The sequence below is a fragment of the Microbacterium sp. CBA3102 genome (assembly GCF_007954505.1).
In the GTDB taxonomy this organism is placed as follows: Bacteria; Actinomycetota; Actinomycetes; order Actinomycetales; family Microbacteriaceae; genus Microbacterium; species Microbacterium aurugineum.
The window spans coordinates 384,703-408,607 of the sequence record NZ_CP042412.1; the positions used below are offsets into that span (position 1 = coordinate 384,703).

At 68.6% G+C, this 23,905-nt stretch carries 22 protein-coding genes; 11 read left to right on the forward strand and 11 right to left on the reverse strand.

The features are described 5' to 3' along the window. Window positions 1–10: 10 nt before the first annotated feature. From cydC to FGL91_RS02010, 5 genes are read right to left on the reverse strand one after another with little or no spacing between them, the layout of a single operon-like run. Entirely contained in the window at window positions 11–1,678 is a 1,668-nt protein-coding gene (cydC, locus tag FGL91_RS01990; protein ID WP_153242922.1) for a thiol reductant ABC exporter subunit CydC, read from the reverse strand. Continuing rightward, entirely contained in the window at window positions 1,675–3,333 is a 1,659-nt protein-coding gene (gene cydD / locus FGL91_RS01995; RefSeq protein WP_153242923.1) for a thiol reductant ABC exporter subunit CydD, read from the reverse strand. The genes cydC and cydD overlap by 4 nt, the downstream gene beginning before the upstream one ends. Beyond that, a complete protein-coding gene (cydB, locus tag FGL91_RS02000; RefSeq protein ID WP_047520250.1) occupies window positions 3,330–4,358 on the reverse strand; it encodes a cytochrome d ubiquinol oxidase subunit II in 1,029 nt (342 codons plus the stop codon). Before cydB ends, cydD begins: the two co-directional genes overlap by 4 nt. 14 nt (window positions 4,359–4,372) lie before the next feature. Further along, a complete protein-coding gene (locus FGL91_RS02005) occupies window positions 4,373–5,788 on the reverse strand; it encodes a cytochrome ubiquinol oxidase subunit I (protein WP_134352258.1) in 1,416 nt (471 codons plus the stop codon). After that, the gene (locus tag FGL91_RS02010; protein WP_047520253.1) at window positions 5,775–6,449 is read right to left on the reverse strand and encodes a helix-turn-helix domain-containing protein; all 675 of its coding nucleotides are present in this window, start codon (window positions 6,447–6,449) and stop codon (window positions 5,775–5,777) included. The genes FGL91_RS02005 and FGL91_RS02010 overlap by 14 nt, the downstream gene beginning before the upstream one ends. A gap of 101 nt (window positions 6,450–6,550) precedes the next feature. Between FGL91_RS02010 and radA the strand changes: the two genes are divergently transcribed. Continuing rightward, complete coding sequence (gene radA, locus FGL91_RS02015; protein WP_047520255.1) at window positions 6,551–7,918, forward strand: DNA repair protein RadA; 1,368 nt, start codon at window positions 6,551–6,553, stop codon at window positions 7,916–7,918. A gap of 57 nt (window positions 7,919–7,975) precedes the next feature. Here the strand turns inward: radA and FGL91_RS02020 are convergent, their stop codons facing one another. The 4 genes from FGL91_RS02020 to FGL91_RS02035 all read right to left on the reverse strand — a co-directional run bounded on the left by FGL91_RS02020 (window position 7,976) and on the right by FGL91_RS02035 (window position 12,647). Then, window positions 7,976–8,386, reverse strand: coding sequence for a dehydrogenase (locus FGL91_RS02020; RefSeq protein ID WP_134352260.1), 411 nt, complete (start codon window positions 8,384–8,386; stop codon window positions 7,976–7,978). Between the two features lie 338 nt (window positions 8,387–8,724). After that, window positions 8,725–9,369 carry a hypothetical protein gene (locus FGL91_RS02025; RefSeq protein ID WP_131492236.1) on the reverse strand — a complete coding sequence of 215 codons (645 nt, stop codon included), beginning with the start codon at window positions 9,367–9,369 and terminating at the stop codon, window positions 8,725–8,727. A 70-nt stretch (window positions 9,370–9,439) separates the two neighbouring features. Then, entirely contained in the window at window positions 9,440–9,940 is a 501-nt protein-coding gene (locus tag FGL91_RS02030; protein WP_047520264.1) for an amino-acid N-acetyltransferase, read from the reverse strand. Between the two features lie 175 nt (window positions 9,941–10,115). Beyond that, window positions 10,116–12,647 carry an ATP-dependent Clp protease ATP-binding subunit gene (locus tag FGL91_RS02035; protein ID WP_047520266.1) on the reverse strand — a complete coding sequence of 844 codons (2,532 nt, stop codon included), beginning with the start codon at window positions 12,645–12,647 and terminating at the stop codon, window positions 10,116–10,118. Window positions 12,648–12,823: 176 nt separating this feature from the next. Between FGL91_RS02035 and FGL91_RS02040 the strand changes: the two genes are divergently transcribed. The 6 genes from FGL91_RS02040 (at window position 12,824) to FGL91_RS02065 (ending at window position 16,752) form a co-directional block, all read left to right on the forward strand. Beyond that, entirely contained in the window at window positions 12,824–13,447 is a 624-nt protein-coding gene (locus tag FGL91_RS02040; RefSeq protein WP_134352261.1) for a hypothetical protein, read from the forward strand. Further along, window positions 13,447–14,220 carry a hypothetical protein gene (locus FGL91_RS02045; protein WP_131492234.1) on the forward strand — a complete coding sequence of 258 codons (774 nt, stop codon included), beginning with the start codon at window positions 13,447–13,449 and terminating at the stop codon, window positions 14,218–14,220. The genes FGL91_RS02040 and FGL91_RS02045 overlap by 1 nt, the downstream gene beginning before the upstream one ends. After that, window positions 14,217–14,453, forward strand: coding sequence for a helix-turn-helix domain-containing protein (locus tag FGL91_RS02050; RefSeq protein WP_131492233.1), 237 nt, complete (start codon window positions 14,217–14,219; stop codon window positions 14,451–14,453). The genes FGL91_RS02045 and FGL91_RS02050 overlap by 4 nt, the downstream gene beginning before the upstream one ends. A 39-nt stretch (window positions 14,454–14,492) precedes the next feature. Next, on the forward strand, window positions 14,493–14,738 hold the full coding sequence (locus tag FGL91_RS02055; protein WP_153242924.1) for a CopG family transcriptional regulator: 246 nt from the start codon (window positions 14,493–14,495) through the stop codon (window positions 14,736–14,738). Continuing rightward, window positions 14,735–15,187 carry a TA system VapC family ribonuclease toxin gene (locus tag FGL91_RS02060; RefSeq protein ID WP_153242925.1) on the forward strand — a complete coding sequence of 151 codons (453 nt, stop codon included), beginning with the start codon at window positions 14,735–14,737 and terminating at the stop codon, window positions 15,185–15,187. The genes FGL91_RS02055 and FGL91_RS02060 overlap by 4 nt, the downstream gene beginning before the upstream one ends. A 125-nt stretch (window positions 15,188–15,312) precedes the next feature. Beyond that, window positions 15,313–16,752, forward strand: a complete 1,440-nt coding sequence (locus FGL91_RS02065) for a dicarboxylate/amino acid:cation symporter (RefSeq protein ID WP_194239291.1) — start codon at window positions 15,313–15,315, stop codon at window positions 16,750–16,752. Window positions 16,753–16,818: 66 nt separating this feature from the next. Here the strand turns inward: FGL91_RS02065 and FGL91_RS02070 are convergent, their stop codons facing one another. Further along, on the reverse strand, window positions 16,819–18,549 hold the full coding sequence (locus FGL91_RS02070; RefSeq protein WP_153242926.1) for a cation:proton antiporter: 1,731 nt from the start codon (window positions 18,547–18,549) through the stop codon (window positions 16,819–16,821). Between the two features lie 54 nt (window positions 18,550–18,603). Here FGL91_RS02070 and FGL91_RS02075 point away from each other — a divergent pair, with 54 nt between their 5' ends. The 3 genes from FGL91_RS02075 (at window position 18,604) to FGL91_RS02085 (ending at window position 21,107) form a co-directional block, all read left to right on the forward strand. Continuing rightward, window positions 18,604–19,644 carry an LLM class flavin-dependent oxidoreductase gene (locus FGL91_RS02075; RefSeq protein WP_131492231.1) on the forward strand — a complete coding sequence of 347 codons (1,041 nt, stop codon included), beginning with the start codon at window positions 18,604–18,606 and terminating at the stop codon, window positions 19,642–19,644. 181 nt (window positions 19,645–19,825) lie between these two features. Next, window positions 19,826–20,746: an endonuclease domain-containing protein gene (locus FGL91_RS02080; RefSeq protein WP_153242927.1), complete on the forward strand. Its 921-nt coding sequence runs from the start codon at window positions 19,826–19,828 to the stop codon at window positions 20,744–20,746. 151 nt (window positions 20,747–20,897) lie between these two features. After that, window positions 20,898–21,107: a hypothetical protein gene (locus FGL91_RS02085; RefSeq protein ID WP_047520283.1), complete on the forward strand. Its 210-nt coding sequence runs from the start codon at window positions 20,898–20,900 to the stop codon at window positions 21,105–21,107. A gap of 121 nt (window positions 21,108–21,228) precedes the next feature. Here FGL91_RS02085 and pheA read toward each other — a convergent pair whose 3' ends face one another. Then, complete coding sequence (gene pheA / locus FGL91_RS02090) at window positions 21,229–22,212, reverse strand: prephenate dehydratase (RefSeq protein ID WP_052193296.1); 984 nt, start codon at window positions 22,210–22,212, stop codon at window positions 21,229–21,231. Window positions 22,213–22,257: 45 nt separating this feature from the next. On the opposite strand from pheA, the gene pgm reads away from it, so the two are divergent. Beyond that, window positions 22,258–23,901, forward strand: coding sequence for a phosphoglucomutase (alpha-D-glucose-1,6-bisphosphate-dependent) (pgm, locus tag FGL91_RS02095; protein WP_153242928.1), 1,644 nt, complete (start codon window positions 22,258–22,260; stop codon window positions 23,899–23,901). The last annotated feature ends 4 nt before the right edge of the window (window positions 23,902–23,905 follow it).

Here is a 23,905-nt window from a genome sequence, read left to right on the forward strand (position 1 = left end):
GGGTCCTCACTCAGAGCGTGCGTCCGCCGTCGAGTCGCACCACGCGGTCGACGGTGCCCGCAGGCGGCAGCACGTGCGAGATCAGCAGCACGGACTGCGACCCCGCAGCCGCAAGCAGATCACGCAGCAGCGCATCGGACGCCTCGGGGTCGACCCCGGCCGTCGGCTCGTCGAGCACCAGCACCGGGAAACCGCGTAACAGGGCCCGGGCGAGCGCGATCCGCTGCGCCTGCCCGCCGGACACGAGTGCGCCACGGTCGCCGACCCGCGCATCGAGACCGCCGCGCCCCCGCGCCCACTCCCCGAGCCCCACCCGGTCGAGCACGGCGAAGAGTTCCTCATCATCCGCGGTGTCGCGCGCGAAGAGCAGGTTCTGACGGATGTCCTCGTCGAACAGCTGAGGGCTCTGCTCACACAGGCCGATGACCCGGCGCAGCGTCGGACCGGACAACTCCGACGCGTCGCGGTCCCCGATCCGGTACTCGCCCTCCACGCGGAGGAAACCGACGAGGGCCGCGGCCAACGAGCTCTTCCCGGCCCCGCTCGATCCCGTCACCAGCACCCGCTCACCGGGTCGGAGATCCAGGTCGACGCCGGAGAGCGCCGGAGCTCCCCCCGGCCAGGACGCGCGCACGTCGCGCATCCGCACCACCGGCGTGCCGTCGACCTCGACATCCTCGCCCGCGTCGGAACGCAGCTCCGGCGGCATCCGGTCGGGCAGCACGTCGACGATGCGCTCCGCGCTCGATCGGACACTCCGCCACGACGCCGCAGCGATCGGCACGGCGCCGAAGATCTCGAACACCACCATCGGCACCAGCACCGCCACGGCCAACCACGGCCCGTCGATCGCCCCGTCGACGAGGCCGGGTGACGCGGCGGCGAGCGCCCACACCGACGCCGCTCCGGCGACCGCGGAGACCACCCCGGCAGCGACGGCCTGCGCCAGCGATGCGCGGGAGACGAGCCGACGCAACTCCCCGTCGGCGGCAGTGATCCGTGCCCGCGCCTGCTCCTCCGCCCCATACGCGAGGAGGACATCGAGGCTCGCGAAGTAATCGACCAGCGCCGCCGAGAGCTCAGCCCGACGCGCGGACACGAGTGCTTCGGCGCGGGAGCCGAACACCCAGCCGAGTCCGATCGCCACGGCCGCGGCGACCAGCAGGCAGACGGCGAGGGTGAGGGCGGCGGGCGGCGAGACGAATGCGATGAAACCGACGGCACCCACCGCGACGAGCGCAGCGACCCCCAGCGGCTGTACCACCCGCAGCGGGAGGTTCTGCAGGTTCTCGACGTCGTCGACGAGGGCCGTGAGCACTTGACCGCGGTCGGTCGAGCCGAGCCCGGCCGGCGAGAGCGGGATCAGTCGACGCACCATGTCGGCGCGTGTGGAGGCGAGCTGACGCAGTGCCGCATCATGCCCGCTCAGACGTTCGAGGTAGCGGGTGACGGCGCGCGACACAGCGAAGAACCGGACGCCGACCACGGCGATCGACAGCGGAACCAGCGAGTCGACGATCGAGGCGCTCACGATCAGCCAGCCACTGACCGCGAGCAGGCTCACGGCGGCCGCCGCGGACAGCACACCCCAGATGAGACCGGGCACGAAGCGTCCGACCGACGGCTGCGCGAGCCGGAGGATGCTGCGGACCCGCTGTCCGCGCGTCAGTCCGGTCATGCGTCCACCCCCAGCGCCACGACCTGATCCGCGATGCGGCGCGCCGACCGCCGGTGCGACACGAGCAGGATCGTCGCTCCGGCATCCGCCCGCGCGCGCAACGACTGCCACAACCGCTCCTCGGTCTCCGGGTCCAGCGCGCTCGAGGGCTCGTCCAAGGCGAGCACGCGTCCGGGATCGGTCTGCTGCCGGTACAGCGCGCGCGCCACGGCCACCCGCTGCGCCTGACCGCCCGAGAGCCCACTCCCCTGCACACCGAGTTCGAGTGCCGCGTCGATGCTCTCGGCACGTGCCTCATCCAGCGCTGCACGGACGCGGCCGGCATCCGGTGCCGGGTCTCCGAGGGCGACGTTGTCTGCGACCGTGCCGCGCATCAGCCCCGGTGCTTGCCCTGCCCAGGCCAGCCACCCGGCCGGAGCGAGCCCGCGAAGACTCTGCCCGGCGAACACGGCCGTCCCCCCATAGTCGGCAGCGCCCCGCAGCGCCGCGAGAAGCGACGACTTGCCCGAGCCACTGGGCCCCTCGATCAGCGTGATCGTCCCCGGCGTCGCGGTGAAGGACACCGGGGGCAGATCGCGCACGCACAGCCCCTCGACCACGAGCGCCGCGCCTTCCAGTCGGTCCACCTGCAGGACGGATGGACGGATGTCGGAAGCTTCGACGGCGATTCGTCCGGCATCCGTCGGAAGCTCCTGCATCCGTGCACCGGTCCGCGCTGCATCGAGCACCTCGAACACGTCCTCGGTCGCGGCGACGCCCTCGGCCGCGGCGTGGAACTGCACCCCCACCTGTCGGATCGGCAGGAACGCCTCGGGCGCGAGCAGCAGCACGAACAGCCCCACCTCGAGCGTGAGGTCCCCCGACAACAGCCGGAACCCGACCGACACGGCGATCAGGGCGACCGCGATCGAGGCCAGCAGCTCCATCGCGAACCCGGACAGGAACGAGAACCGCAGCACCTTCATGGTCTCGCGCCGGTACTCGTCTGCCGTGACCTCGATGCGGTCCGCCGCGCGCTGGTCGCGCCCGAAGAGCCGCAGCGTCGAGAGTCCCTGCACCGTGTCGGCGAACCGGGCCGCGAGCCGCTGCAACGTCTGCCACTGCCGCTTCTGCACCGTGCGCGTCGCCATCCCGATCAGGATGAGGAACAGCGGGATCAGCGGCAGCGTGATGAGAGCGGTGAGACCGCTCGGCCAGTCCTGCCACCACATCACCGCGACCAGCACGGGCGTCGCGATGACGGTCAGCACGAGCTGAGGGATGTAGCGCGCGAAGTAGGCGTCCAGCGCTTCCAGACCATGGCCGGCGGTCACCGCGAGTTCGGTCTGGTTCCGCTGCGCCAGCCACCCCGGCCCGAGTCGCCCCACCGCCGCGATCAACGCGGATCGCAGCTGCATGCCGGTCTTCGCCGCAGCACGGGTGCCCGCCGCATCGGACGCGGCGATGAGCACACCGCGAAGCAGTGCCGTGACCAGCAGCCAGAGCAGGGAAGCCGTCACGTCGCGCCCGGCGATCGCCCCGGTCACCGCATCCGTCAGCAGCCAGGCGAACACCATCACGACCGCGGTCTGGACCACGCCGATCAACGCGGATGCCGCGAGGAATCCCCTCGCGGCACCCGCGTAGCGCAGCAGTCTCGGATCGACGGGTTTCACGCGTGCGCCGGTGCCCCCTCGATGGACTTCCGGGTGACGCGCTTGCGGAAGACCCAGTACGTCCAGGCCTGGTACGCGAGCACGAGCGGCATCGCGATCAGGGCCGTCCAGCTCATGATCTGCAGCGTGTACGGGGTGCTGGATGCGTTCGCGATCGTCAGGCTGTACGCCGGATCGATCGTCGAGGGCATCACGAACGGGAACAGCGCCGAGAAGAGCATGACCACAGCGAACATCACCGTGAGCATCCCGGAGAAGAAGGCCCACCCGTCACGTCGGACGAGCGAGAACCCGACGGCCGCGATCAGACTGACCGCCGCGAGCACCCCGGTGCCGATGACGAGCCAGAGCAGCGGAGCCTCGCGGCCCATCGCGATCGCCACCGTCCAGATCACCGTTCCGGCCGCGACGAGGATCGTCGGCAGAGCAGCCTTCTTCGCCAGCTTCTGCGCATCCTCGTGCACCTGGCCATCGGTCTTGAGAGCGACGAACAGCACACCGTGCAGGAAGAACAGCAGCAAGGTCGTGACGCCGACCAGCAGCGCGTACGGGTTCAGCAGCGAGAAGAAGCCGCCGACGTAGATGTGGTTCTCATCGATCGCCACCCCCTGCACGATGTTGCCGAAGGCGACGCCCCAGAGCAGAGCGGGAACGGCCGACCCGATCACGATCATCCGGTCGAATCCGGCCTTCCACTTCACGCTGTCGCGCTGGTGCCGGTACTCGAAGGACACCCCGCGCAGGATCAGCGCGAGCAGGATCAGCAGCAGCGGCAGGTAGAAACCGCTGAACAGGGTGGCGTACCACTCGGGGAACGACGCGAACAGCACGGCACCGGCGACGATGACCCAGGTCTCGTTGAGGTCCCAGACCGGACCGATCGTGTTGATGACCTGACGGCGCGAGACATCGTTCTTGCCGAGGAACGGCAGCGACATGCCGACGCCGAAGTCGAACCCGTCGAGCACGAAGTAGCCCACGAAGAAGAACGCGACGATGAAGAACCAGAGTGTTGCGAGATCCATGATGCTCCTCCCCCTCAGTAGACGACCGACGGCAGCTGAGCCGTCTCGTCATGCGGTTGTTCTTCGGTGTCCGGGCCCTTCTGCGCGGCCTTGACGATGAGTCGGACCTCGACCACGGCGAGGGCCGCATAGATCGCGGTGAAGGCGATGAGCGATATCAGCACCTCGAGTCCGCTGACGCCCGGCGAGACGCCGTCCTGCGTGGTCATCAGCCCGAACACGATCCAGGGCTGTCGGCCCATCTCCGTGAAGACCCATCCCATGATGTTGGCGACGAGCGCGAGCGGGAACGACCAGATCGCGAGCTTCCACATCCACGGCGCCGGGGGCTTCTTGGCGCCCTTGCGGGTGAGCCACAGGCCGGCGACGGCCACGAGCGCGGCGGCCATGCCCAGGCCGATCATCCAGCGGAACGCCCAGTAGGTGACCCACAGGATCGGGGCGAAGTCCGTCAGACCGGTGGCGGCGTAGGTCTGGGCGTACTCGGCGTTCAGGTCGTTGATGCCGTGCACGCACGCGTCGAGCGTGTGCGTCGACAGCAGGGACAGCAGGTAGGGGACGCGGATCGAGAACAGTTCGGAACTGCCGTCCGGGGTGCCGAGGGTGAACAGGCTGAAGGACGCGTCCGGTCCGCACACCGTGTTGAAGGTCGCTTCAGCCGCTGCCATCTTCATGGGTTGCGCGGCGTACATCGCCAGGCCGAGCTGGTCACCCGTGAGCACGACACCCGCGGTCGAGACGATCATCGCCCACAGTCCGAACTTCAGCGAGATCCGCATGGTGTCGAAGTGCTGTCCGCGAGCGAGGTGCCAGGCGGAGACAGAGATCACGACACCGGCCGCGAACATCAGCGCGCCGAAGATCGTGTGCGGGAACGCGGCCAGCGCGACCGGGTTGGTCAGCAGCGCCCAGAAGTCGGTGAGCTCGGCTCGGTTGGTCTCGGGGTTGAACGTGTAGCCGACCGGGTTCTGCATGAACGCGTTGGCCGCGATGATGAAGTACGCCGACAGGATGCTGCCGATCGACACGCACCAGATGGTGGCCAGGTGCAGCTTCTGCGGGAGCTTGTCCCAGCCGAAGATCCAGAGACCGATGAAGGTCGCCTCGAAGAAGAACGCCAGCAGGCCCTCGAAGGCGAGCGGAGCACCGAACACGTCGCCGACGAAGCGGGAGTAGTCCGACCAGTTCATGCCGAACTGGAACTCCTGCACGATGCCGGTGACGACGCCCATCGCGAAGTTGATGAGGAAGATCTTGCCGAAGAAGCGGGTCAGGTGCAGGTACTGGACCTTGCCGGTGCGCACCCACGCGGTCTGGAAGATCGCGGCGACCAGCGCCATGCCGATCGTCAGGGGGACGAAGAGGTAGTGATAGACCGTGGTCAACCCGAATTGCCATCGGGCGAGCGCGAGCGGATCAAGCCATTCCATGCACGACTCCTGTTCTGTGCTGCCGCTGCCTCGTGCTGTCACGCAGCTGGACGGTGCAGTCCGATGCGAGGACGGCATCGCGGACGCACTCGGCTTCGAGGGGTCCGCCGGCCTCGTTCAACACGCTCTGCATGAGCTCGAGGTGCACACGGCAGAGCATCGGGCGGTCTTCGGAACGGCCCGCCGCGTGCGGGCACGGGCTGAGGTCGACCGTGAGCCGGCGGTCGTCGACCACGGGCTCGAAGCCGCTCTCCTCCAGGTGCTCCACGAGCGCGTCGAGCTGATAGGTGGCTTCACGGCCGAGGTCGGGCGCCGAATCCGGCAGCATGCTGCGCATCAGGTCGCCCCGACGAGCAGCCGCCTTGGCCTTGTCGCGCGCGACCGGGCTGGAGGCACCCGGAGCTCCGGTGGCCGCACTGTACAGCGTGCGCGGACGCCCCCGCGTAGTGCGGTGCTCGATCGTCGGGATCACGTACCCGCCTTCGATCAGGCGCTGCAGGTGCTCACGGACCGTGTTCGCGTGGAGTCCGGTCGCCTCGCACAGCTCCGCGATCGACACGGCGGCTCGGGTCTGCGAACTTCCCGCTTCGAAGAGCAAGTGCAGGATCTGCACCCGGGAGTAGCTCGAGATCGGCCCGCAGACGGGCCCGCCGTTGGCCATGTCACCAGTATTCCGTGAGATCGCGGGTTTACCCAGAGGTACGGGCCGTGAATAAACACCTGGCCGATAGGGATGTCCGATCCCGCCGATAGCCTGAGAGCATGGCCACCCGAAAACCCGCTCCTCCTGCCTACGTCTGCACGGAATGCGGCTGGACGACCGCGAAGTGGGTCGGGCGCTGCGGGGAGTGCCAGCAGTGGGGCACGGTGCAGGAACAGGCGGCGCAGACCGGCATCCTCCGCCGCGTGGGTCCGGTCGCACCGAGCGCCGAGCGGACGGCACGACCGATCACGCAGATCACGACGCAGGACGCACCGCGGCGCTCGAGCGGGGTCGGGGAGTTCGACCGCGTGCTCGGGGGTGGCGTGGTCCCCGGCGCCGCGATCCTGCTCAGCGGTGAGCCCGGTGTGGGCAAGTCCACGCTGCTGCTGGAGGTGGCCGCCCAAGCCGCCCGCGGCGGGCGACGGGTCCTGTATGCGAGCGCCGAGGAATCTCCGGGGCAGGTCCGCCTGCGCGCCGAGCGAACCGGAGCGTTGCACGACGAGCTGTACCTGGCGAGCGAGACCGACCTGGCGACCATCCTGGGGCACATCGACGAGGTCAAGCCGCAGTTGGTGATCGTCGACTCCGTGCAGACCGTCTCCTCGTCGCTGATCGACGGTGCGGCCGGTCAGCCGAGCCAAGTCCGCGAGGTCGCCGCGACGCTGATCCGCGTGGCGAAGGACCGCGATCTGCCGATCATCATCGTCGGTCACGTCACGAAAGACGGCCAGGTCGCCGGCCCCCGGGTCCTCGAACATCTGGTCGACGTCGTCTGCCACTTCGAAGGCGATCGGCAGACGTCGCTGCGCTTCATCCGCGCTCTCAAGAACCGCTTCGGTCCCACCGACGAGGTCGGCTGCTTCGAGATGACGGGCGACGGCATCGCCGAGGTCCCCGATCCCTCGGGGCTCTTCCTCTCTCAGGGCGCGACCGAACCCGGAACCTGCGTCGCGATCTCGCTCGAGGGCCGCCGCGCGCTCCCCGTCGAGGTGCAGGCCCTCACCGTGCCCAGCAACGCTCCGAATCCGCGCCGCATCGTGCACGGCCTCGACTCCTCGCGCGTGGCGATGGTGCTGGCCATCCTCGAACGCCGCGCCGGAATCCCCACCGGGACTCTCGACGTCTATGTGTCGACCGTCGGAGGCGTGCGCTTCACCGAGCCCGCGGCCGATCTCGCCATCGCGATCGCCGTCGCCGGCTCCATCCAGCAGATCGCGGTGCCGCGCACCGTCGCAGCGGTCGGTGAACTCAGCCTCGCGGGCGAGATCCGTCCGGTGACCCAGGCCGCGCAGCGGCGGTCCGAGGCGGCGCGACTCGGATACGAACAGGTCGTCGACGACCGTTCGAAGACCCTCCGTGCCGCGCTCGGCGATGTGCGGGCGCGCAACACCTCACGCCGATCCGACCGCGACATCCCGCCGTTCTGATCCGCCCGGGAGCCGTTCTGGTCCGCGCGGGAGCCGCTGGGCCTGCCGCAGACCGTCTCAGGCGTCGAGCGCCTTGAGCAGCTCGGCGGGATCGGCCTGCATGGGGTGCGGGCCGGCGATGTCCAGGAACACCGTCGTGATCGGGTGCGCGGAGAGGAACTTGCGCAGCCAGTCCGCGGTGTAGATCCCGACGCCGGGCGGCAGGTTGGCCGGCTTGTTCTTCGCATCGCTGAACAGCAGCAGGGCCAGATCACCCGTCTTCGGGTCGCGGTACGTCCAGACCTCGCCGCTGTCGAGCGGGTTATCGCGCGCGCCGGGGGTGATCAGCGGCACGACCGTGGTGCCGTGGCGCAGAGCGAGAGCGACCGCAGCGACATCCTGCTTCTCGAGAGCCTGAGCCAGGGCATCCGAGCGGAAGTCCTCGGGTGCGGGCTTCTTCTTCGAGGTCTTCGCCTTCTTCGCTGCCATGTCTCCAGCTTATTCACGGAGGAGGGCGCGGCGCGCGGAATCGACCGCGGAGACGATTGGGGCCCTCTCGAGTCCCACATTGGGGACTGGGGTACTCGAGAGGGCCCTCGGACTCTCGAGCGGCGATGTCGAAGCGCTGGGGACGCTGTAGTTCGACGCCACTGGGGATGGCTTGTGCCGCATGATGCGGAGAGTCATCTCAATGGTATCCCAAAGATGAGCACCTGTCAGCATCATGCGGCGAACGATGCTCACATCGCCGCGATTCGCACCCCACAGGGCAGATGACGACGCATTTCGAATGCTTCCTGTCACCGTCGCTTCGAAGACGGAGGCCGCTAATACAGCAGGATCTGCACGGTGCTGGGGCTCGTGAAGCCGCCGATCGACACCTCGACATGGTACGAGGCTCCCCCGCCGGGCGCGCGCTGACGATTCTCCTGGTCACAGGTCTCGACGCTCGAACGCGTCCGATCCCACGTCACCGGATCCTTGCTCGTGACGGTCGTCCCGGCGGTGAGCGTCGCGATCATGCTGCTCGGGTCCTTCTGGCAGTCGGTCGAGCGCCACCACACATCCGAACCGCTGGACACAGTGAACACCTGCGTCGTCGATCCGACGTCGATCGTGCAGTCCTTCGTGCTCTTGTTGGTCAAGGAGATCGAGAGTTTCGGCAGGACTCCGGCGGCATAGGTCTCCGCATCGGCCACCGCGGCGACTTCGACATCCTTCGCCTCACAGGCGACGATCGCGGGTGTCTGCGAGGCCGATGGATCCGGAGAAGGAGACGCCGTCCCGGGCGACGGTGAGGGCGTGGAGGTCTCCGATGAGGACGCCGACGGCTTCGGACCGGTCTCGGCGGAAGCCCACGGCTTCGCGATCAGCAGCCACACCCCGACACCGATGGCCGCGAGGAGCAGGACGAGCCCGCCGATGACGACCAGTCGCCGACGGCGGTAGACGGCGGCGGAACGACGGGGCATGTCTCCAGGCTAAGCGATCGCACCTGCGCAACCCGGGAGGCCGACGGACGGTCGTCGAGCAGGACGCACCTCAGAGCACTTTGAGCATGCGTGTGTTGCCGAGCGTGTTGGGCTTGACGTGGGCAAGGTCGAGGAACTCCTCGACACCGGCGTCACCGCTGCGCAGCAGTTGGGAGTAGACGTCGGGGTCGACGACCTGCTCCCCGATGGGTGTGAAGCCCCGACGGCTGAAGAACTCGACCTCGAAGGTGAGGCAGAACAGGCGGGAGAGCCCGAGCATCCGCGCCGTCTCCTCCAGCCGGTCGACGATGGCCCGACCGACTCCGTGATGCAACCAGTCGTCGCGCACGAGCAGGGTGCGCACCTCGCCCAGATCCTCCCAGATCACGTGCAGCGCACCGCAGCCGATCAGCACCCCGTCCGCCTCCGCCACGACGAACTCCTGCACGGATCCGTAGAGTACCGCGAGGTCCTTGCCGAGCAGGATGCGCTGCTCCACGAGGGGCTGCAGGAGGTTGCGGATGCCGATGACGTCGGCGCTGCGCGCCGGTCGGACGATGTACTCGCTCACGGCACAAGCCTATGACCCATGCCCCTGCGAAAACCCAGACGGTTCGCTCGCGGTGCGGCGCGTCGTGAGTATGACGCGCCCGGGCGATCGCATCCCGTCTGGGTTTTCGCAGGAGGGACCGGGACACAGAAGGGGCGGATGCCGCAGCATCCGCCCCTTCGTGGTTCTGTCTGACTTACTCGCCGCTGGCGACCGCCAGGTCGGGAGTGCCGGCGATCGCACCGCCACCGGTGTTGACGCCGACCGCGACCTTCTCGCCGCGCGGGCCGTGCTCGAACAGGAACTGCCCGTCCTTCGCATCGACCTTCACGTGGTCACCCGAGTTGAGCTCGCCGTGGAGGATCTTCTCGGACAGACGGTCCTCGACCTCGTGCTGCATCGCGCGACGCAGCGGTCGGGCGCCGAGCGCCGGGTCGAAGCCGATCTCGATCAGCCGCTCCTTGGCGGCCTGCGACAGCTCGATCGTCATGTCGCGGTCCAGCAGACGCTCGCCGAGGCGCTTGGTGAACAGATCCACGATCTGCACCAGCTCCTCCTTCGAGAGCTGCGGGAACACGATGATGTCGTCGACACGGTTCAGGAACTCGGGCTTGAAGTGCCGCTTGAGCTCTTCGTTCACCTTGCCCTTCATCCGGTCGTAGCTGGTCGAGTCGTTGCCCTCGATCTGGAAGCCGACGGGGCCGCCTGCGATGTCACGGGCACCGAGGTTGGTGGTCATGATGATGACCGTGTTCTTGAAGTCCACGATCCGACCCTGACCGTCGGTGAGCCGACCCTCTTCGAGGATCTGCAGCAGCGAGTTGAAGATGTCGGGGTGGGCCTTCTCGATCTCATCGAAGAGCACCACGCTGAACGGCTTGCGCCGCACCTTCTCGGTGAGCTGGCCGCCCTCTTCGAATCCGACGAACCCGGGAGGGGCACCGAACAGACGCGAGACGGTGTGCTTCTCACCGAACTCGCTCATGTCGAGGGAGATCAGCGCCGCCTCGTCGTCGAACAGGAACTCGGCGAGGGCCTTGGCGAGCTCGGTCTTTCCGACACCCGTGGGGCCGGCGAAGATGAACGAGCCCGAAGGACGCTTCGGGTCCTTGAGACCGGCACGCTGACGACGGATCGTCTTGGAGAGAGCGGCGATCGCCTCCTCCTGACCGATGACGCGCTGGTGCAGGGCCTTCTCCATGAAGACGAGTCGGCTGGACTCCTCCTCCGTGAGCTTGAAGACGGGGATGCCGGTGGCCTGAGCGAGCACCTCGGCGATCAGACCCTCGTCGACGACCGCGGAGGTCGCGACGTCGCCTGCACGCCACTGCTTCTCGAGGCGGAGACGCTCCGCGAGGAGGCTCTTCTCCTCATCGCGCAGGGAGGCGGCCTTCTCGAAGTCCTGCTCCTCGGACGCGATCTCCTTCTGCTCGCGCACGGCGGCGATCTTCTCGTCGAACTCCCGCAGCTCGGGCGGGCTCGACAGGATCGACAGACGTAGGCGTGCGCCGGCCTCGTCGATCAGGTCGATGGCCTTGTCCGGAAGGAAGCGGTCAGAGACGTAGCGGTCGGCGAGGTTCGCCGCGGCCACGATGGCACCGTCGGTGATCTGCACCTTGTGGTGCGCCTCGTAGCGGTCGCGCAGCCCCTTGAGGATGTTGATCGCGTGCGGCAGTGTCGGCTCGTTGACCTGCACCGGCTGGAAGCGGCGCTCGAGCGCGGCATCCTTCTCGAAGTGCTTGCGGTACTCGTCGAGCGTCGTGGCACCGATCGTCTGCAGCTCGCCACGGGCGAGGAGCGGCTTCAGGATGCTGGCCGCGTCGATCGCGCCTTCGGCGGCACCCGCACCCACGAGGGTGTGGATCTCGTCGATGAAGACGATGATGTCGCCACGCGTGCGGATCTCCTTGGTGACCTTCTTCAGGCGCTCCTCGAAGTCACCGCGGTAGCGGGAACCGGCGATGAGCGAGCCGAGGTCGAGCGAATAGAGCTGCTTGTCCTTCAGCGTCTCGGGCACATCGCCCTTGACGATCGCCTGAGCCAGGCCCTCGACGACGGCGGTCTTGCCGACGCCGGGCTCACCGATCAGGACGGGGTTGTTCTTGGAGCGCCGGGAGAGGATCTGCATGACCCGCTCCGCCTCCTTCTCGCGCCCGATGACCGGGTCGAGCTTGTTGTCGCGCGCGGCCTGCGTGAGGTTGCGTCCGAACTGGTCGAGCACGGCGGAGCCGCCCTGGGCACCGGCCGGCGAGTCGTTCGTCTGCGCGCCGACGGAAGCCGGCTCGCGCCCGGGGGCACCGGAGAGCAGCTGGATCACCTGCTGGCGGACCTTGTTGAGGTCGGCACCGAGCTTGACGAGCACCTGAGCGGCGACGCCCTCGCCCTCGCGGATGAGACCGAGCAGGATGTGCTCCGTGCCGATGTAGTTGTGGCCGAGCTGCAGGGCCTCGCGGAGGCTGAGCTCGAGCACCTTCTTGGCACGAGGGGTGAACGGGATGTGCCCGGTCGGCTGCTGCTGACCCTGGCCGATGATGTCCTGCACCTGCTCGCGCACGGCGTCGAGGGAGATGCCGAGGCTCTCGAGGGCCTTGGCGGCGACGCCTTCACCCTCGTGGATGAGGCCGAGCAGGATGTGCTCGGTCCCGATGTAGTTGTGGTTGAGCATCTTCGCCTCTTCTTGGGCGAGGACGACCACTCGACGGGCTCGGTCCGTGAATCTCTCGAACATGCTGTGACTCCTTATTCGCACGGGGCGAAGACGCGTGAAGCGCTTGTACATCGAGAGTAACCACCACATCGGGCACGTATGCCCGTGTTCGCCGTGGGCATACCGGGGGTTGACCGAGTTATCGACAGTCGTTATGTTAACGAATGTCGATAACAACCAACGTCAAGGAGACAGCGATGCTCACCAGACAAGGACGCCCCTCACTCGCCGACGGGATCGCCCTCGGACTCATCGCCACCGGCGCCGTGAGCGTCGGGATCGGCGCGATCTTCGCGGTCGCCTCCGCCGCGTTCGAGATGTTCGGCGCGGCGCCTGCGGTGCTCATGCCGGTTCACGACGTCGACCTGACCGCACTCGATGACGTCTCCGGTGTGAGCGCGGCAACGGTCGACTCCGCCCTCGTCACGTTCTCGACGATGACCACCGGCGCCCGCTGGATGCTGCTCCTCGAGGTCGCACTCCCGGCACTCGCCACGATGGCACTGTGCGCGGGCGTCTGGTGGCTGGGGGTGTCCCTCATCCGCTCGCGACCTTTCCGTGCGTCGCTCGGGTGGATCTTCGGCCTCGCCGCCTGCCTGATGCTCGCCGGAGCGCTCCTCGGGCAGCTGGCCGGCGGGATCGGGCGGGCGATGGTCGTCCAGGACCTGGCCGCCGCGGATCCCGGCGTCGAGGACGTGCTGTGGACCCTGCTGGTTCAGTTCGACCTCGCCCCGGTCGGCTGGGCGTTCGCCCTCGCCCTCATCGCCGGTGTCTTCGAGATCGGTCGGCGCCTCGAACGTGACACGGAAGGACTCGTCTGATGCTCAGTTTCGGTTCGGCCGAGGTATGGCCTTCCCTGCTCTACATCGGGATCGCACTCGCGGTGATCGCGGTCATCCTCGGTTTCGTCGTGTGGAAAGGACGCCGAAGCGGCAGCCGCACGATCGCTCTGGATGCCGCACTCACGCTCTCCGGATGGTGGATCCTGATGTCCGCGGTGGGAGCTGTGGTCATCATCATCAAGGCGTTCTCCGTCCCCTGGGCGGAGTTCGACGGCCAGACTCAGGTGTATCTCGATTGGCCGGCCGGTCTCCCCTGCTCGGAGTTCGGCGACAGCGCCACGACGATGCTGACCTGCGGCAGTGAGCAGCTCTCGGACTTCACTGTCGGCCAGGCGTCGCTCGGGCTCCGGCTGCTCGCGATGTCCGCACAACTGGGCAGCCTTGCTCTGACCACCATGCCCGCGGTCATCGTGGCGATCGTCTGCTTCCAGACGCTGCGGGGGCGGGCATTCTCGCGCTCCGTGACGCGTGGCCTCACCGGCGGAGCGATCGCCGTGCTCGTGTTCGGCGTGACGGCCGACCTCCTGAGCGGGATCGCGGCGACGGCCGGCCTTCGCGAGGCCTTCTCACCGGACAGCGAGTGGTATCCATCGTTCTACCAGCTGACCGTCACGCCGCTCCCGTTCGTCGGCGCGCTCGGGCTGCTGGCCCTCGCTGCTGTGTTCCGTCAAGGCACACGCCTCGAGCAGGAACGCATCCGTCTCCAACAGGAGAAGGCGGCGCTCCAGAAGGAGACGGAGGGCCTGGTGTGAGCCCGGCCGAGAGCGACGACGAGTTCACCGGCATCCACTGCCGGCTCGACGAGCTGCTCGCTGAGAGAGGAATGACCCTCACGGAGCTCAGCGCCACGGTCGGGGTGAGCATCGTGAACCTGTCGGTGCTCAAGAACGACCGCGCCCGCGCCATCCGCTACTCGACCCTGCGGGCGATCTGCGAAGCGCTCGACTGCGAGGTCGGCGACCTGTTGGTGCTCGCCTCCCGTTGACCCGAGCAGATGTCTGCGCACGCGCGTATGCTCATCTGTATGCGCACCACGTTGAATCTCTCCGACGCACTCGCGACCGAGGCCAAGGCACGCGCAGCCGCAGAGGGCCTGACCTTCACGAGCTTCATCGAAGAGGCCCTCCGCGAGCACCTGGCGAAGCATCCATCCCCTGCGCCCAGCGAGCCCCTGCCAACCTTCGGCGACCCGCGCACATCACGGTTCCTCGTCAACATCGACGACCGTGACGCCCTGTGGGACGCACTGGAAGAGACCTCGACCCGATGATCGTTCCCGACGTCAACATCCTCGTCTACGCATTCCGCGCCGACTCCGTAGAGCATCAGACCTACGCGCCCTGGCTCAACCAGACCCTGACCCGCGAAGCGATCGGCGTCTCCGACACGATCCTCAGCGGATTCGTCCGCATCGTCACCCACCCCCGGATCACCACCGTGCCCGCGCCGATCGACGCCGCGATGGCCTTCGCCCACAGCCTCGTCGCCGCTCCGCGCACCCACTGGCTCACGGCCGGGGCACCGTCCTGGAACCGGCTCGAAACTCTCACCGCGGTCGACCAGGGCATCCGAGGGAACCTCGTCCCCGACGCGTATATCGCCGCGTTGACTCTGGCGAACGGTGCACGCCTAGCCACGCGTGATCGCGGATTCGGCCGGTTCCCCGACCTCAGGTGGTTCGATCCGGCGACGGACGCGCGTGCCGACGGTCCCCGCTGAGCCGACGATCATCGGAAGGAACCACGTCATCCTTCGTCATATCCACCCAGGGAATTCCCAGGGAGTCCTAGCGTTGAGCCTCATGGCGCGCACCCGGCGCACCGCGATCCTGGAGTCCCCACCCCATGAGCACCACCGCACGCGCGCAGAAGGCGCCTGACACCCGCGGACCGGTCCGGAAGCTGCTGACGTCGTTCGGCTTCCAGATCCTCGCCGCCCTCGTCCTCGGCATCGCCGCCGGTCTGATCGGCCGCCAACTCGGCGCCACCGCCGAGAACCCGACCGGCTTGTCCGCGACCCTCGACACGATCGGCAGCTCGTACGTCACGCTGCTGCGTGCCGCCGTCGTCCCGCTGATCTTCACGGCGATCGTCGCCAGCATCTCGAACCTGCGCCGGGTGCAGAACGCTGCCCGCCTGGCCGGTCAGACGATCCTCTGGTTCGCGATCACCGCCTTCATCGCCGTCATCATCGGTATCGTCCTCGGCCTCGTGATCCAGCCCGGTAACCGCGCCGGTGACGGCCTCGAGCCCGGCGACCCGTACACGGTCGGCACCTGGTGGAACTTCCTCCTCGGCCTGATCCCGCAGAACTTCCTCGGCCTCACCGTCAGCACCTCGCCCGGTGCTGTCGAGGGCACCTTCTCGTCCAACGTCGGCTTCAACATCCTGCAGGTCATCGTGGTGGCGGCCGTCGTCGGCATCGCCGCTCTCAAGGCCGGCAAGAAGGCCGAGCCGTTCCTGATCTTCACCGAGTCGCTGCTGAAGGTCATCCAGCGCGTGCTGTGGTGGATCATCCGCATCGCCCCGATCGGCACCTTCGGCCTCATCGGCTCGGCCGTGATCAAGTACGGCTGGGAGAAGCTGGCCTCCCTCGGCTGGTTCGCGGCTGCGGTCTACATCGGCCTCGCGCTGGTGCTCTTCGTCGTCTACCCGGTCCTGGTGCGCACGCACGGCCTGTCGATCAAGCAGTACTTCTCCGGTGTCTGGCCGGCCGTGCAGCTCGCCTTCGTCAGCCGCTCGTCGATCGGCACGCTGCCCCTCACCGAGCGCGTCACCGAGCGCAACCTCGGCGTCCCCCGCTCGTACGCGTCGTTCGCCGTCCCGCTCGGTGCGACCACCAAGATGGACGGCTGCGCGGCGATCTACCCCGCCATCGCCGCGATCTTCGTCGCCCAGTTCTTCGGCATCGAGCTGAACTTCGTGCAGTACCTGCTGATCGTGATCGTCTCGGTCGTCGGCTCCGCAGCCACCGCCGGCACCACGGGCGCCGTCGTGATGCTCACCCTGACACTGTCGACTCTCGGCCTGCCGCTCGAGGGCGTCGGACTCCTGCTCGCGATCGACCCGATCCTCGACATGGGCCGCACCGCGGTCAACGTGGCCGGCCAGGCACTGATCCCGACGATCGTCGCCAAGCGCGAGGGCATCCTGAACGAGGAGCTCTACAACGCTCCGCGCGAAGGCCTCCCCTTCGCCGACGACTCCGGAGACGACTCCGGAGACGACGAGGGCGCCCCGGAAGCGGACACCTCCTCCGACAAGGAGCCGGTCGGCGCCCGCTGACCGCGGTTCCGCCTCACGCAGAGCGCCCCGTCCCCCTCCGGGACGGGGCGCTCCGTCGTCCGGCACTCAGGCGCGGCTCTGCGGACGCGTGGCACCCCGGGTGTCGAGCGCGAGCTCCTCGGCATCCATCGCGGCGATCAGCTCGCGCATGACCTCCTCGTCGAGGTTGCCCGCATCCCGCTCGGCGAGCAGGATCTCGCGCCGCACCTGCAACCAGCCCTTCGTCAGGGCGACGAGGTCCTCGTACGAGGGCCGGCTCGCGGCATCCTCCACCTTCTGCACCTCGTCCGTGTCCTTCTCGACCCGGGTCATCCGCTTGGTGAACGCGTCGAAGATCCCGAGGTCGACCTCGCCGTACTTCGCCTCCCATTCGACACGCTTCGTCGCCAGGTAGGCCTTGCCGGCCTCGCGACTCTTCTCCCGGACGGCGGCGAGCGCCTCCCGGTCCTCTTCCTCGTCGACGTCGCTCGCGATCCCGAGACCGCGGATCAGCAGCGGGAGGGTGAGCCCCTGGATCAGCAGCGTGCCGACGGTCACGATGAAGGCGACGACGACGATGGCATGCGACGCCTCGGTGTCGAGGGTCGCGAGGTCGGCGGCGGCGACCGCGATCGCGAGGGTCACCACACCGCGCATCCCCGCCCAGGAGATGACGGCGCTGTCCTTCCAGCTGAGCTGCAGCCCTGCCATCCGCTCGCGCACGATATGGCTGCGCAACTCGTCGGGGGAGTAGTCCCCCCAGCGCCGGGACTTCTTGTGTCGTTTCTCGAACTGCTCGGTCTCGACGCCGCGATCCCAGCGTTCGAGCCGTCGGCGATCCTGGAAGTTCGCCCATGCGCTGGTCGGATAGATGTAGAGCGGTCGCACGATCAGCACCACGAGCAACACCGCTCCCGACAGGAGCAGGATCCGCCCGACCGACTCGCTGCCCAGGTCGTTGAGCACACGCGGGAACTGCAGACCGATGTAGGCGAACACGAAGCTCTCCAGCAGCAGGTCGGCCGAGAGCCACAGCGGCTTCTCCTGCTGCCGCGTGGTGTAGTCGGTGCGCGGCGAGTTGTAGCCGACGTAGAGCCCCATCGCCACGACCGCGAGCACCCCGGATCCGAGCAGGTGCTCGGCGATCGCGTAGGCACCGAACGGGGCGAGGAGCCCGAATGTGCCGATCACCACCGGGTCGCTGATGCGGGTGCGCAGTTGGTGCAGGACGACTCCGAACACCAGACCGACGCCGACGCCGACGCCGACCGCCAGGAGGAACTGCCAGATGCCGTCCCAGACCGTCAGCGTCGCACCGGCGAGGATGGCCGCGAACACCCGGTAGAGCGTGAGGGAGGTCGCGTCGTTGATCAGGCTCTCGCCGGAGAGCACGGTCATGATGCGCCGGGGCAGTCCGAGGCGACGGCCGATCGCCGCGGCCGACACCGCATCCGGCGGGGCCACGATCGCACCGAGCAGCAGCGCGCCGGGAAGGGTGAGCGAGGGCAGGAGCCACCACGCCACGAACCCCACGGCGACCGCGGTGAGCAGCACGAGCCAGATCCCGAGCCGACGGATCTGCGGCAGGCTGCGCCGGAAGCCGACGAACGACACGTCGAGCGCGGCTGAGTACAGCAGTGGCGGCAGCACCAGGCTGAGCAGCAGGTGTCCGTCGATGTCCAGCTCGGGCACGAACGGCAGGAACGACGCGGCGAGCGCCACGACGGTCACGAGCAGCGGCGCCGGCCATCCTCTCCAACGCGCGAACGCGGCCACGGCGACGGAACCGACGAGGACGTAGAAGATGCCTGCTTCCATACGGCAACGCTACCGGGGGGAATGACGCCACCCCGCGAGACGTTGCAGGAGAGGATGTCCGCTACAGCTCTCTCCGTCCTCGATCTCGTCCCGGTGCGCACCGGCCAGACGAGCGCCGAGGCCATCGCCTCCTCCCTGTCCCTCGCCGAGACCGCCGACCGCCTCGGCTACCGCCGCTACTGGTTCGCCGAGCACCACAACATGCCGGCCGTCGCGTCCACCACACCCCCGGTGCTGATCGCCGCTGCGGCGACGCGCACGACGCGCCTGCGACTCGGATCCGGTGGTGTGATGCTGCCCAACCACGCGCCCCTCATCGTGGCTGAGCAGTTCGCGGCGCTCGAGGCCATCGCCCCGGGACGCATCGACCTCGGCCTCGGTCGCGCCCCCGGCAGCGACCCCGTGATCACGCAATTGCTCCGCGGCTCCGGCACCACGAGTGACGTCGAGCAGTTCCCCCGTCACGTCCAGGACATCGCCGCGCTCCTCTCGGGCGACGGCGCCACCGTGCGGTTCACCTCGGGCGGCGAGTACACCGTGCGCGCGACCCCGGCGGCGACCGGGTCCCCCGAGGTGTGGCTGCTCGGATCGAGCGACTACTCCGCCCAGCTCGCGGCCTCCCACGGACTCCCCTACGTCTTCGCGAACCACTTCTCAGGACAGGGACTCGAGCGCGCGCTCGACCTGTACCGCACGGGTTACCGTCCGAGCGAGGAGCACCCGGAGCCCCGAACCTTCCTCACGGTGAACGCGGTCGCCGCGCCCACCACGGAGGAAGCGGAAGCTCGTGCGCTCCCGCAACTGCGGATGATGGCACGGCTGCGGCTGAACCAGCCGCTGGGAGCGCTCGAGACCGTCGAGGAGGCACTCGCCGCGGAGACGGACGCCACCACGGATGAGGTCGTCCAGGCCGCCCGCTCCCGCTGGTTCGTCGGCACCGGAGAGAGCGTGGCCGCAGAGGTCCGCGGCTTCGCCGAGCGCCACGGTGTCGACGAGGTCATGCTGTCCCCGGTCGCCGGTGCGTACGAGTCCGAGCCGAAGGACTCCCCCCTCGGCCGAGCCCAGTCCCTGGAACTCATCGCCGCCGCCCTCTGACCGCGGTCCCGCTCCCCGCTCGGTTGCGGGATCAAAAACGCGCCTTCCCGGGCACCCGGAGGCGCGTTTTTGATCCCGCGACCCGAGCGGGCGCTCTCCACAGGCGACAGTTGTCCACAGATGCCGGAGCACGAGGCTGGAGGGCGGGACGGAGCGGAAGCTCGCGAGCGACCATGGGCGGATGCGACACCGGATCCCCCTCCCCGCCGAGCTCGGCACGCACTTCTCCGTCCGCGATGCCGAAGCGTCCGGAGTCGGGCGCAAGCGGCACTCCGCGCGCGATCTCATCCGGCCGTATGCAGGTGTCCGCGCCGCGGAGGCGCCCGCCAGCTTCATCGAGCACGTGGAGTGCTACGTGCCGCGGTTGCGACCGGGCCAGCGTTTCGCCGGACGGACGGCGCTGCGGCTCTGGGGAATCCCCTTCCCGGTTCGCTGGACGACGGCCGAACCCTTGGACATCGCAGTGGACACGGGCCACTCTCCCCCACGCACGGTCGGCATCCGTGGTCGTTGCATCGCGTCGGGGCGAGCACACTCCTGGGAGATCGGAAGGGTACCGGTGGTCGACCCCGTGGCTGCGTTCTTCCTCTGCGCCGCGGAGCTGACCCGTGTGCCGATGACCGTCGCCCTGGAAGCCCTGATCACCGCGGCCGACAACTACCCCGGCCTCCACGAGGGCAGACCTTCGGTGGACGTCGAGAGGATCGAACAGCGGCTCCTCGAGTGGGGGCGCTTCCCCGGGTGCGGGCGCATCCGCAGGGCTCTCCCCCGAGTGCGCGGAGGAGTCGAGTCACCGAAGGAGACCGAGACCAGGATGCTGCTGGTCGACGCAGGGCTTCCCGAGCCGGAGATCCAGCACGTCGTCCGGGCCGCCGGACGGGCGATCGCCCGCGTCGACCTCGCCTATCCGCAGTGGCGCATCGCGATCGAGTACGAAGGGGACGGACACCGCACGAGCCGCGAGCAGTGGCGCACCGACATCCGTCGACAGCGCGACCTCGAAGCCGCCGGATGGATCGTGATCCGCGTCACCGAGCTCGACCTGCGCGACGGCGGCTCCGCCCTCGTCTCCCTCATCCGCCGGGTGATCTCCTCGCGCTGACACCTGCGTCCTTCGGTGCGGGATCAGAAACGATCCTCGCCCGGCCAGCGGAGGTGCGTTGTCGATCCCGCAACCGCGCCGCGGATCCCGTCAAGGGGTGTCGACAACACACAGATCGGCGTACCCTCGACGGCAGAAAGGGGGTCCGAAGATGAGCACCACCAAGACGCTCGCACTCTGGGTCGCTTACGGACGCAACGGAGTGGTCGGCAGCATCCGGCACGACGACGACGGATACCACGTCACGATGGCGGAAGCGGATGCCGAAGCCAGCACCTATCCCAGCCTCGCTTCCGCGAAGGGTGCCCTGCACGCGCGCATGGCTCCCGGCAGCGACTGGCCGCGCTTCCAGGAGCATTGACCCCGAGTCCCGCTCGTGCGGGATGAAAAACGCGCCTCCGTGACGTCCCGGAGGCGCGTTTTCGATCCCGCACCGGCCGCACCGCCCGCACCGGCCGCACCGGGGCGGGGCGGGGCGGGGGTCAGACCTCGGGCTCGCCGGAGAGGATGCCGCGCAGCCAGTCGCGCGCCTCGACGAACACGTCGTCCGAGTAGCGGTCGGGGTACTGCACGATCTGGCGATCCGCACGCGGGTAGGAGCCGAGGAACACCACGCGCGGGCTGAAGCGGCGGATGCCGAGCAGCGCGTCGGCCATGCGCTCGTGCTCGATGTGTCCGTCCGCGTCGATAACGAACCGGTAGCGACCGAGTTCGTCGCCGATCGGCCGCGACTCGATGAGCGAGAGGTTGATCCCGCGGGTCGAGAACTGCTCCAGCATCTCGAGGAGCGAACCGGGGTGATCGTGCGGGAGCTCGACGATCAGGGAGGTCTTGTCAGCGCCGGTGGGCTCGGGGGAACGGGTCGTCCGGGTGACCAGCACGAAGCGGGTCACGGCCTGCGCATTGTCGCCGATGCCCTCCGCGAGCACGTCGACGTCGTAGTGGCTCACGATGCCCGGGGCGGCGATGGCCGCCTGCGCGGCGAGGGTGCCGTCGAGGACGCCGATCGCCGACGCCACGTTGCTCGAGGCCGGCACGTGCGAGTGCGAGGGCAGATGCTCACCGAGCCAGCCATGACACTGCGCATAGGCGACGGGGTGCGCCGCGATCACCTCGACCTGATCGAGCGTCGTGCCACGCGGGGCGACGAGCACGAAGTTCACCCGCACCAGGTACTCACCGATGATGCGCAGGCCCGGCAGGGTCGCCAGTGCATCCTGCGTGGTGGAGACACCGCCCTCGATGGAGTTCTCGATCGCGATCATGGCGGCATCGCTGCGGCCCTCGAGCACGTCGGCCAGCGCCTCACCCACGTTGTGCACGGGGCGCCACGTCTGGCCGCGAGCCTCCGCCACCTGATCGAGCGCCGCCTCCGTGAAGGTTCCGGCCGGGCCGAGATAGCTGTAGGTGCGGCGTTCAGTCACGGGTTTCACCTTAGCCCTCGGCGCGACGACGGAGATACGCATGACTTCTCGGGTGCGATCCCGCCCATCAGGGGGCAGACTGAGAGGATGACCAGCCGTGCCGGCCTCCCTGCGGAGGAAAGTGACCTGATCGACGTCGACGAACTGATCGCCGCCTACTACGACCGCACACCGAACCCCGAGGTCGCGGCCGAGCGGGTCGTCTTCGGGACCAGCGGCCATCGCGGTTCCTCCCTGTCGAACAGCTTCAACGAGAACCACATCCTCGCCACGACGCAGGCGATCGTGGACTATCGCGCAGCCCAGGGCATCACGGGTCCGCTGTTCCTCGGTCGGGACACGCACGCACTCTCCCTGCCCGCCGAGCGCAGCGCCATCGAGGTGCTGCTCGCGAACGGTGTGGATGTGAGGGTCGATGCCCGCGACTCGTGGGTGCCGACCCCCGCGCTCAGCCACGCGATCCTGACCTACAACCGTGGACGCGCAGACGACGACCCCGGTCGTGCGGACGGCATCGTCGTGACCCCGTCGCACAACCCGCCCCGCGACGGCGGCTTCAAGTACAACCCGCCGCACGGAGGACCCGCCGACACCGACGCCACCGGATGGATCGCCGACCGCGCGAACGCCCTGATCGCCGCGGGGCTCGAGGGAGTGAAGCTCGAGCGCTTCGCCGACATCGACTGGGATGCCCTCACCGGCTACGACTTCCGCGAGGAGTATGTGCGGGATCTGCCGTCCATCATCGACCTCGACGCGATCCGCACGGCCGGGGTGCGCATCGGCGCCGACCCTCTGGGCGGAGCGTCCGTGGAGTACTGGGAACTCATCGCCGAGATGCACGACCTCGACCTGGACGTGGTGAACCCCGAGGTCGACCCGACCTGGCGCTTCATGACCCTGGACTGGGACGAGAAGATCCGGATGGATCCGTCGTCGCCCTCGGCCATGGCGTCGCTGGTCGCGAAGAAGGGCGACTACGACGTACTGACCGGGAACGACGCGGATGCCGACCGGCACGGCATCGTCACCCCGGACGCCGGGCTGATGAACCCGAACCACTACCTGGCCGTCGCGATCGACTACCTGTTCTCGCATCGGCAGGACTGGCCCCGCGATGCCGCGATCGGGAAGACGCTCGTGTCGTCGATGATCATCGACCGCGTCGCCGAATCGCTCGGTCGCCGCCTGCTGGAAGTCCCGGTCGGGTTCAAGTGGTTCGTCCCCGGACTCCTCGACGGCTCGGTCGCGTTCGGCGGCGAGGAGTCGGCCGGGGCGTCCTTCCTCCGCAAGGACGGCTCCGTGTGGTCGACCGACAAGGACGGCATCCTGCTGTGCCTGCTGGCCGCCGAGATCATCGCCGTCACGGGCAAGACGCCCTCGGAGCGGTACGCCGAGCTGGAGGAGGCCTTCGGCGCCTCGGCCTACCAGCGGGTCGATGCCCCCGCGACACCGGAGCAGAAGGCGACGCTCGGAAAGCTCGCCCCCGAGTCGGTGACGGCCACCACCCTCGCCGGCGAGGAGGTCACGGCGAAGCTCTCACACGCGCCCGGCAACGGTGCGGCGATCGGAGGTCTCAAGGTGCAGACGGAGCACGCCTGGTTCGCGGCGCGCCCGTCCGGCACGGAAGACGTCTACAAGCTCTACGCCGAGAGCCTGCGCGGCCCCGAGCACCTCGCGGAGGTCCAGGCGGAGGCACGCGCTGTCGTGTCGGCCGCACTCGGCGACTGACCCA

Bases quoted from the DNA above. Each gene is read 5' to 3' on its own strand.
- cydC (WP_153242922.1), bottom strand. From the start codon at position 1,678: ATGACCGGACTGACGCGCGGACAGCGGGTCCGCAGCATCCTCCGGCTC.
- cydB (WP_047520250.1), bottom strand. From the start codon at position 4,358: ATGGATCTCGCAACACTCTGGTTCTTCATCGTCGCGTTCTTCTTCGTG.
- FGL91_RS02005 (WP_134352258.1), bottom strand. From the start codon at position 5,788: ATGGAATGGCTTGATCCGCTCGCGCTCGCCCGATGGCAATTCGGGTTG.
- FGL91_RS02010 (WP_047520253.1), bottom strand. From the start codon at position 6,449: ATGGCCAACGGCGGGCCCGTCTGCGGGCCGATCTCGAGCTACTCCCGG.
- radA (WP_047520255.1), top strand. From the start codon at position 6,551: ATGGCCACCCGAAAACCCGCTCCTCCTGCCTACGTCTGCACGGAATGC.
- FGL91_RS02020 (WP_134352260.1), bottom strand. From the start codon at position 8,386: ATGGCAGCGAAGAAGGCGAAGACCTCGAAGAAGAAGCCCGCACCCGAG.
- FGL91_RS02025 (WP_131492236.1), bottom strand. From the start codon at position 9,369: ATGCCCCGTCGTTCCGCCGCCGTCTACCGCCGTCGGCGACTGGTCGTC.
- FGL91_RS02035 (WP_047520266.1), bottom strand. From the start codon at position 12,647: ATGTTCGAGAGATTCACGGACCGAGCCCGTCGAGTGGTCGTCCTCGCC.
- FGL91_RS02040 (WP_134352261.1), top strand. From the start codon at position 12,824: ATGCTCACCAGACAAGGACGCCCCTCACTCGCCGACGGGATCGCCCTC.
- FGL91_RS02045 (WP_131492234.1), top strand. From the start codon at position 13,447: ATGCTCAGTTTCGGTTCGGCCGAGGTATGGCCTTCCCTGCTCTACATC.
- FGL91_RS02055 (WP_153242924.1), top strand. From the start codon at position 14,493: ATGCGCACCACGTTGAATCTCTCCGACGCACTCGCGACCGAGGCCAAG.
- FGL91_RS02060 (WP_153242925.1), top strand. From the start codon at position 14,735: ATGATCGTTCCCGACGTCAACATCCTCGTCTACGCATTCCGCGCCGAC.
- FGL91_RS02065 (WP_194239291.1), top strand. From the start codon at position 15,313: ATGAGCACCACCGCACGCGCGCAGAAGGCGCCTGACACCCGCGGACCG.
- FGL91_RS02070 (WP_153242926.1), bottom strand. From the start codon at position 18,549: ATGGAAGCAGGCATCTTCTACGTCCTCGTCGGTTCCGTCGCCGTGGCC.
- FGL91_RS02075 (WP_131492231.1), top strand. From the start codon at position 18,604: ATGTCCGCTACAGCTCTCTCCGTCCTCGATCTCGTCCCGGTGCGCACC.
- FGL91_RS02080 (WP_153242927.1), top strand. From the start codon at position 19,826: ATGCGACACCGGATCCCCCTCCCCGCCGAGCTCGGCACGCACTTCTCC.
- FGL91_RS02085 (WP_047520283.1), top strand. From the start codon at position 20,898: ATGAGCACCACCAAGACGCTCGCACTCTGGGTCGCTTACGGACGCAAC.
- pheA (WP_052193296.1), bottom strand. From the start codon at position 22,212: ATGCGTATCTCCGTCGTCGCGCCGAGGGCTAAGGTGAAACCCGTGACT.
- pgm (WP_153242928.1), top strand. From the start codon at position 22,258: ATGACCAGCCGTGCCGGCCTCCCTGCGGAGGAAAGTGACCTGATCGAC.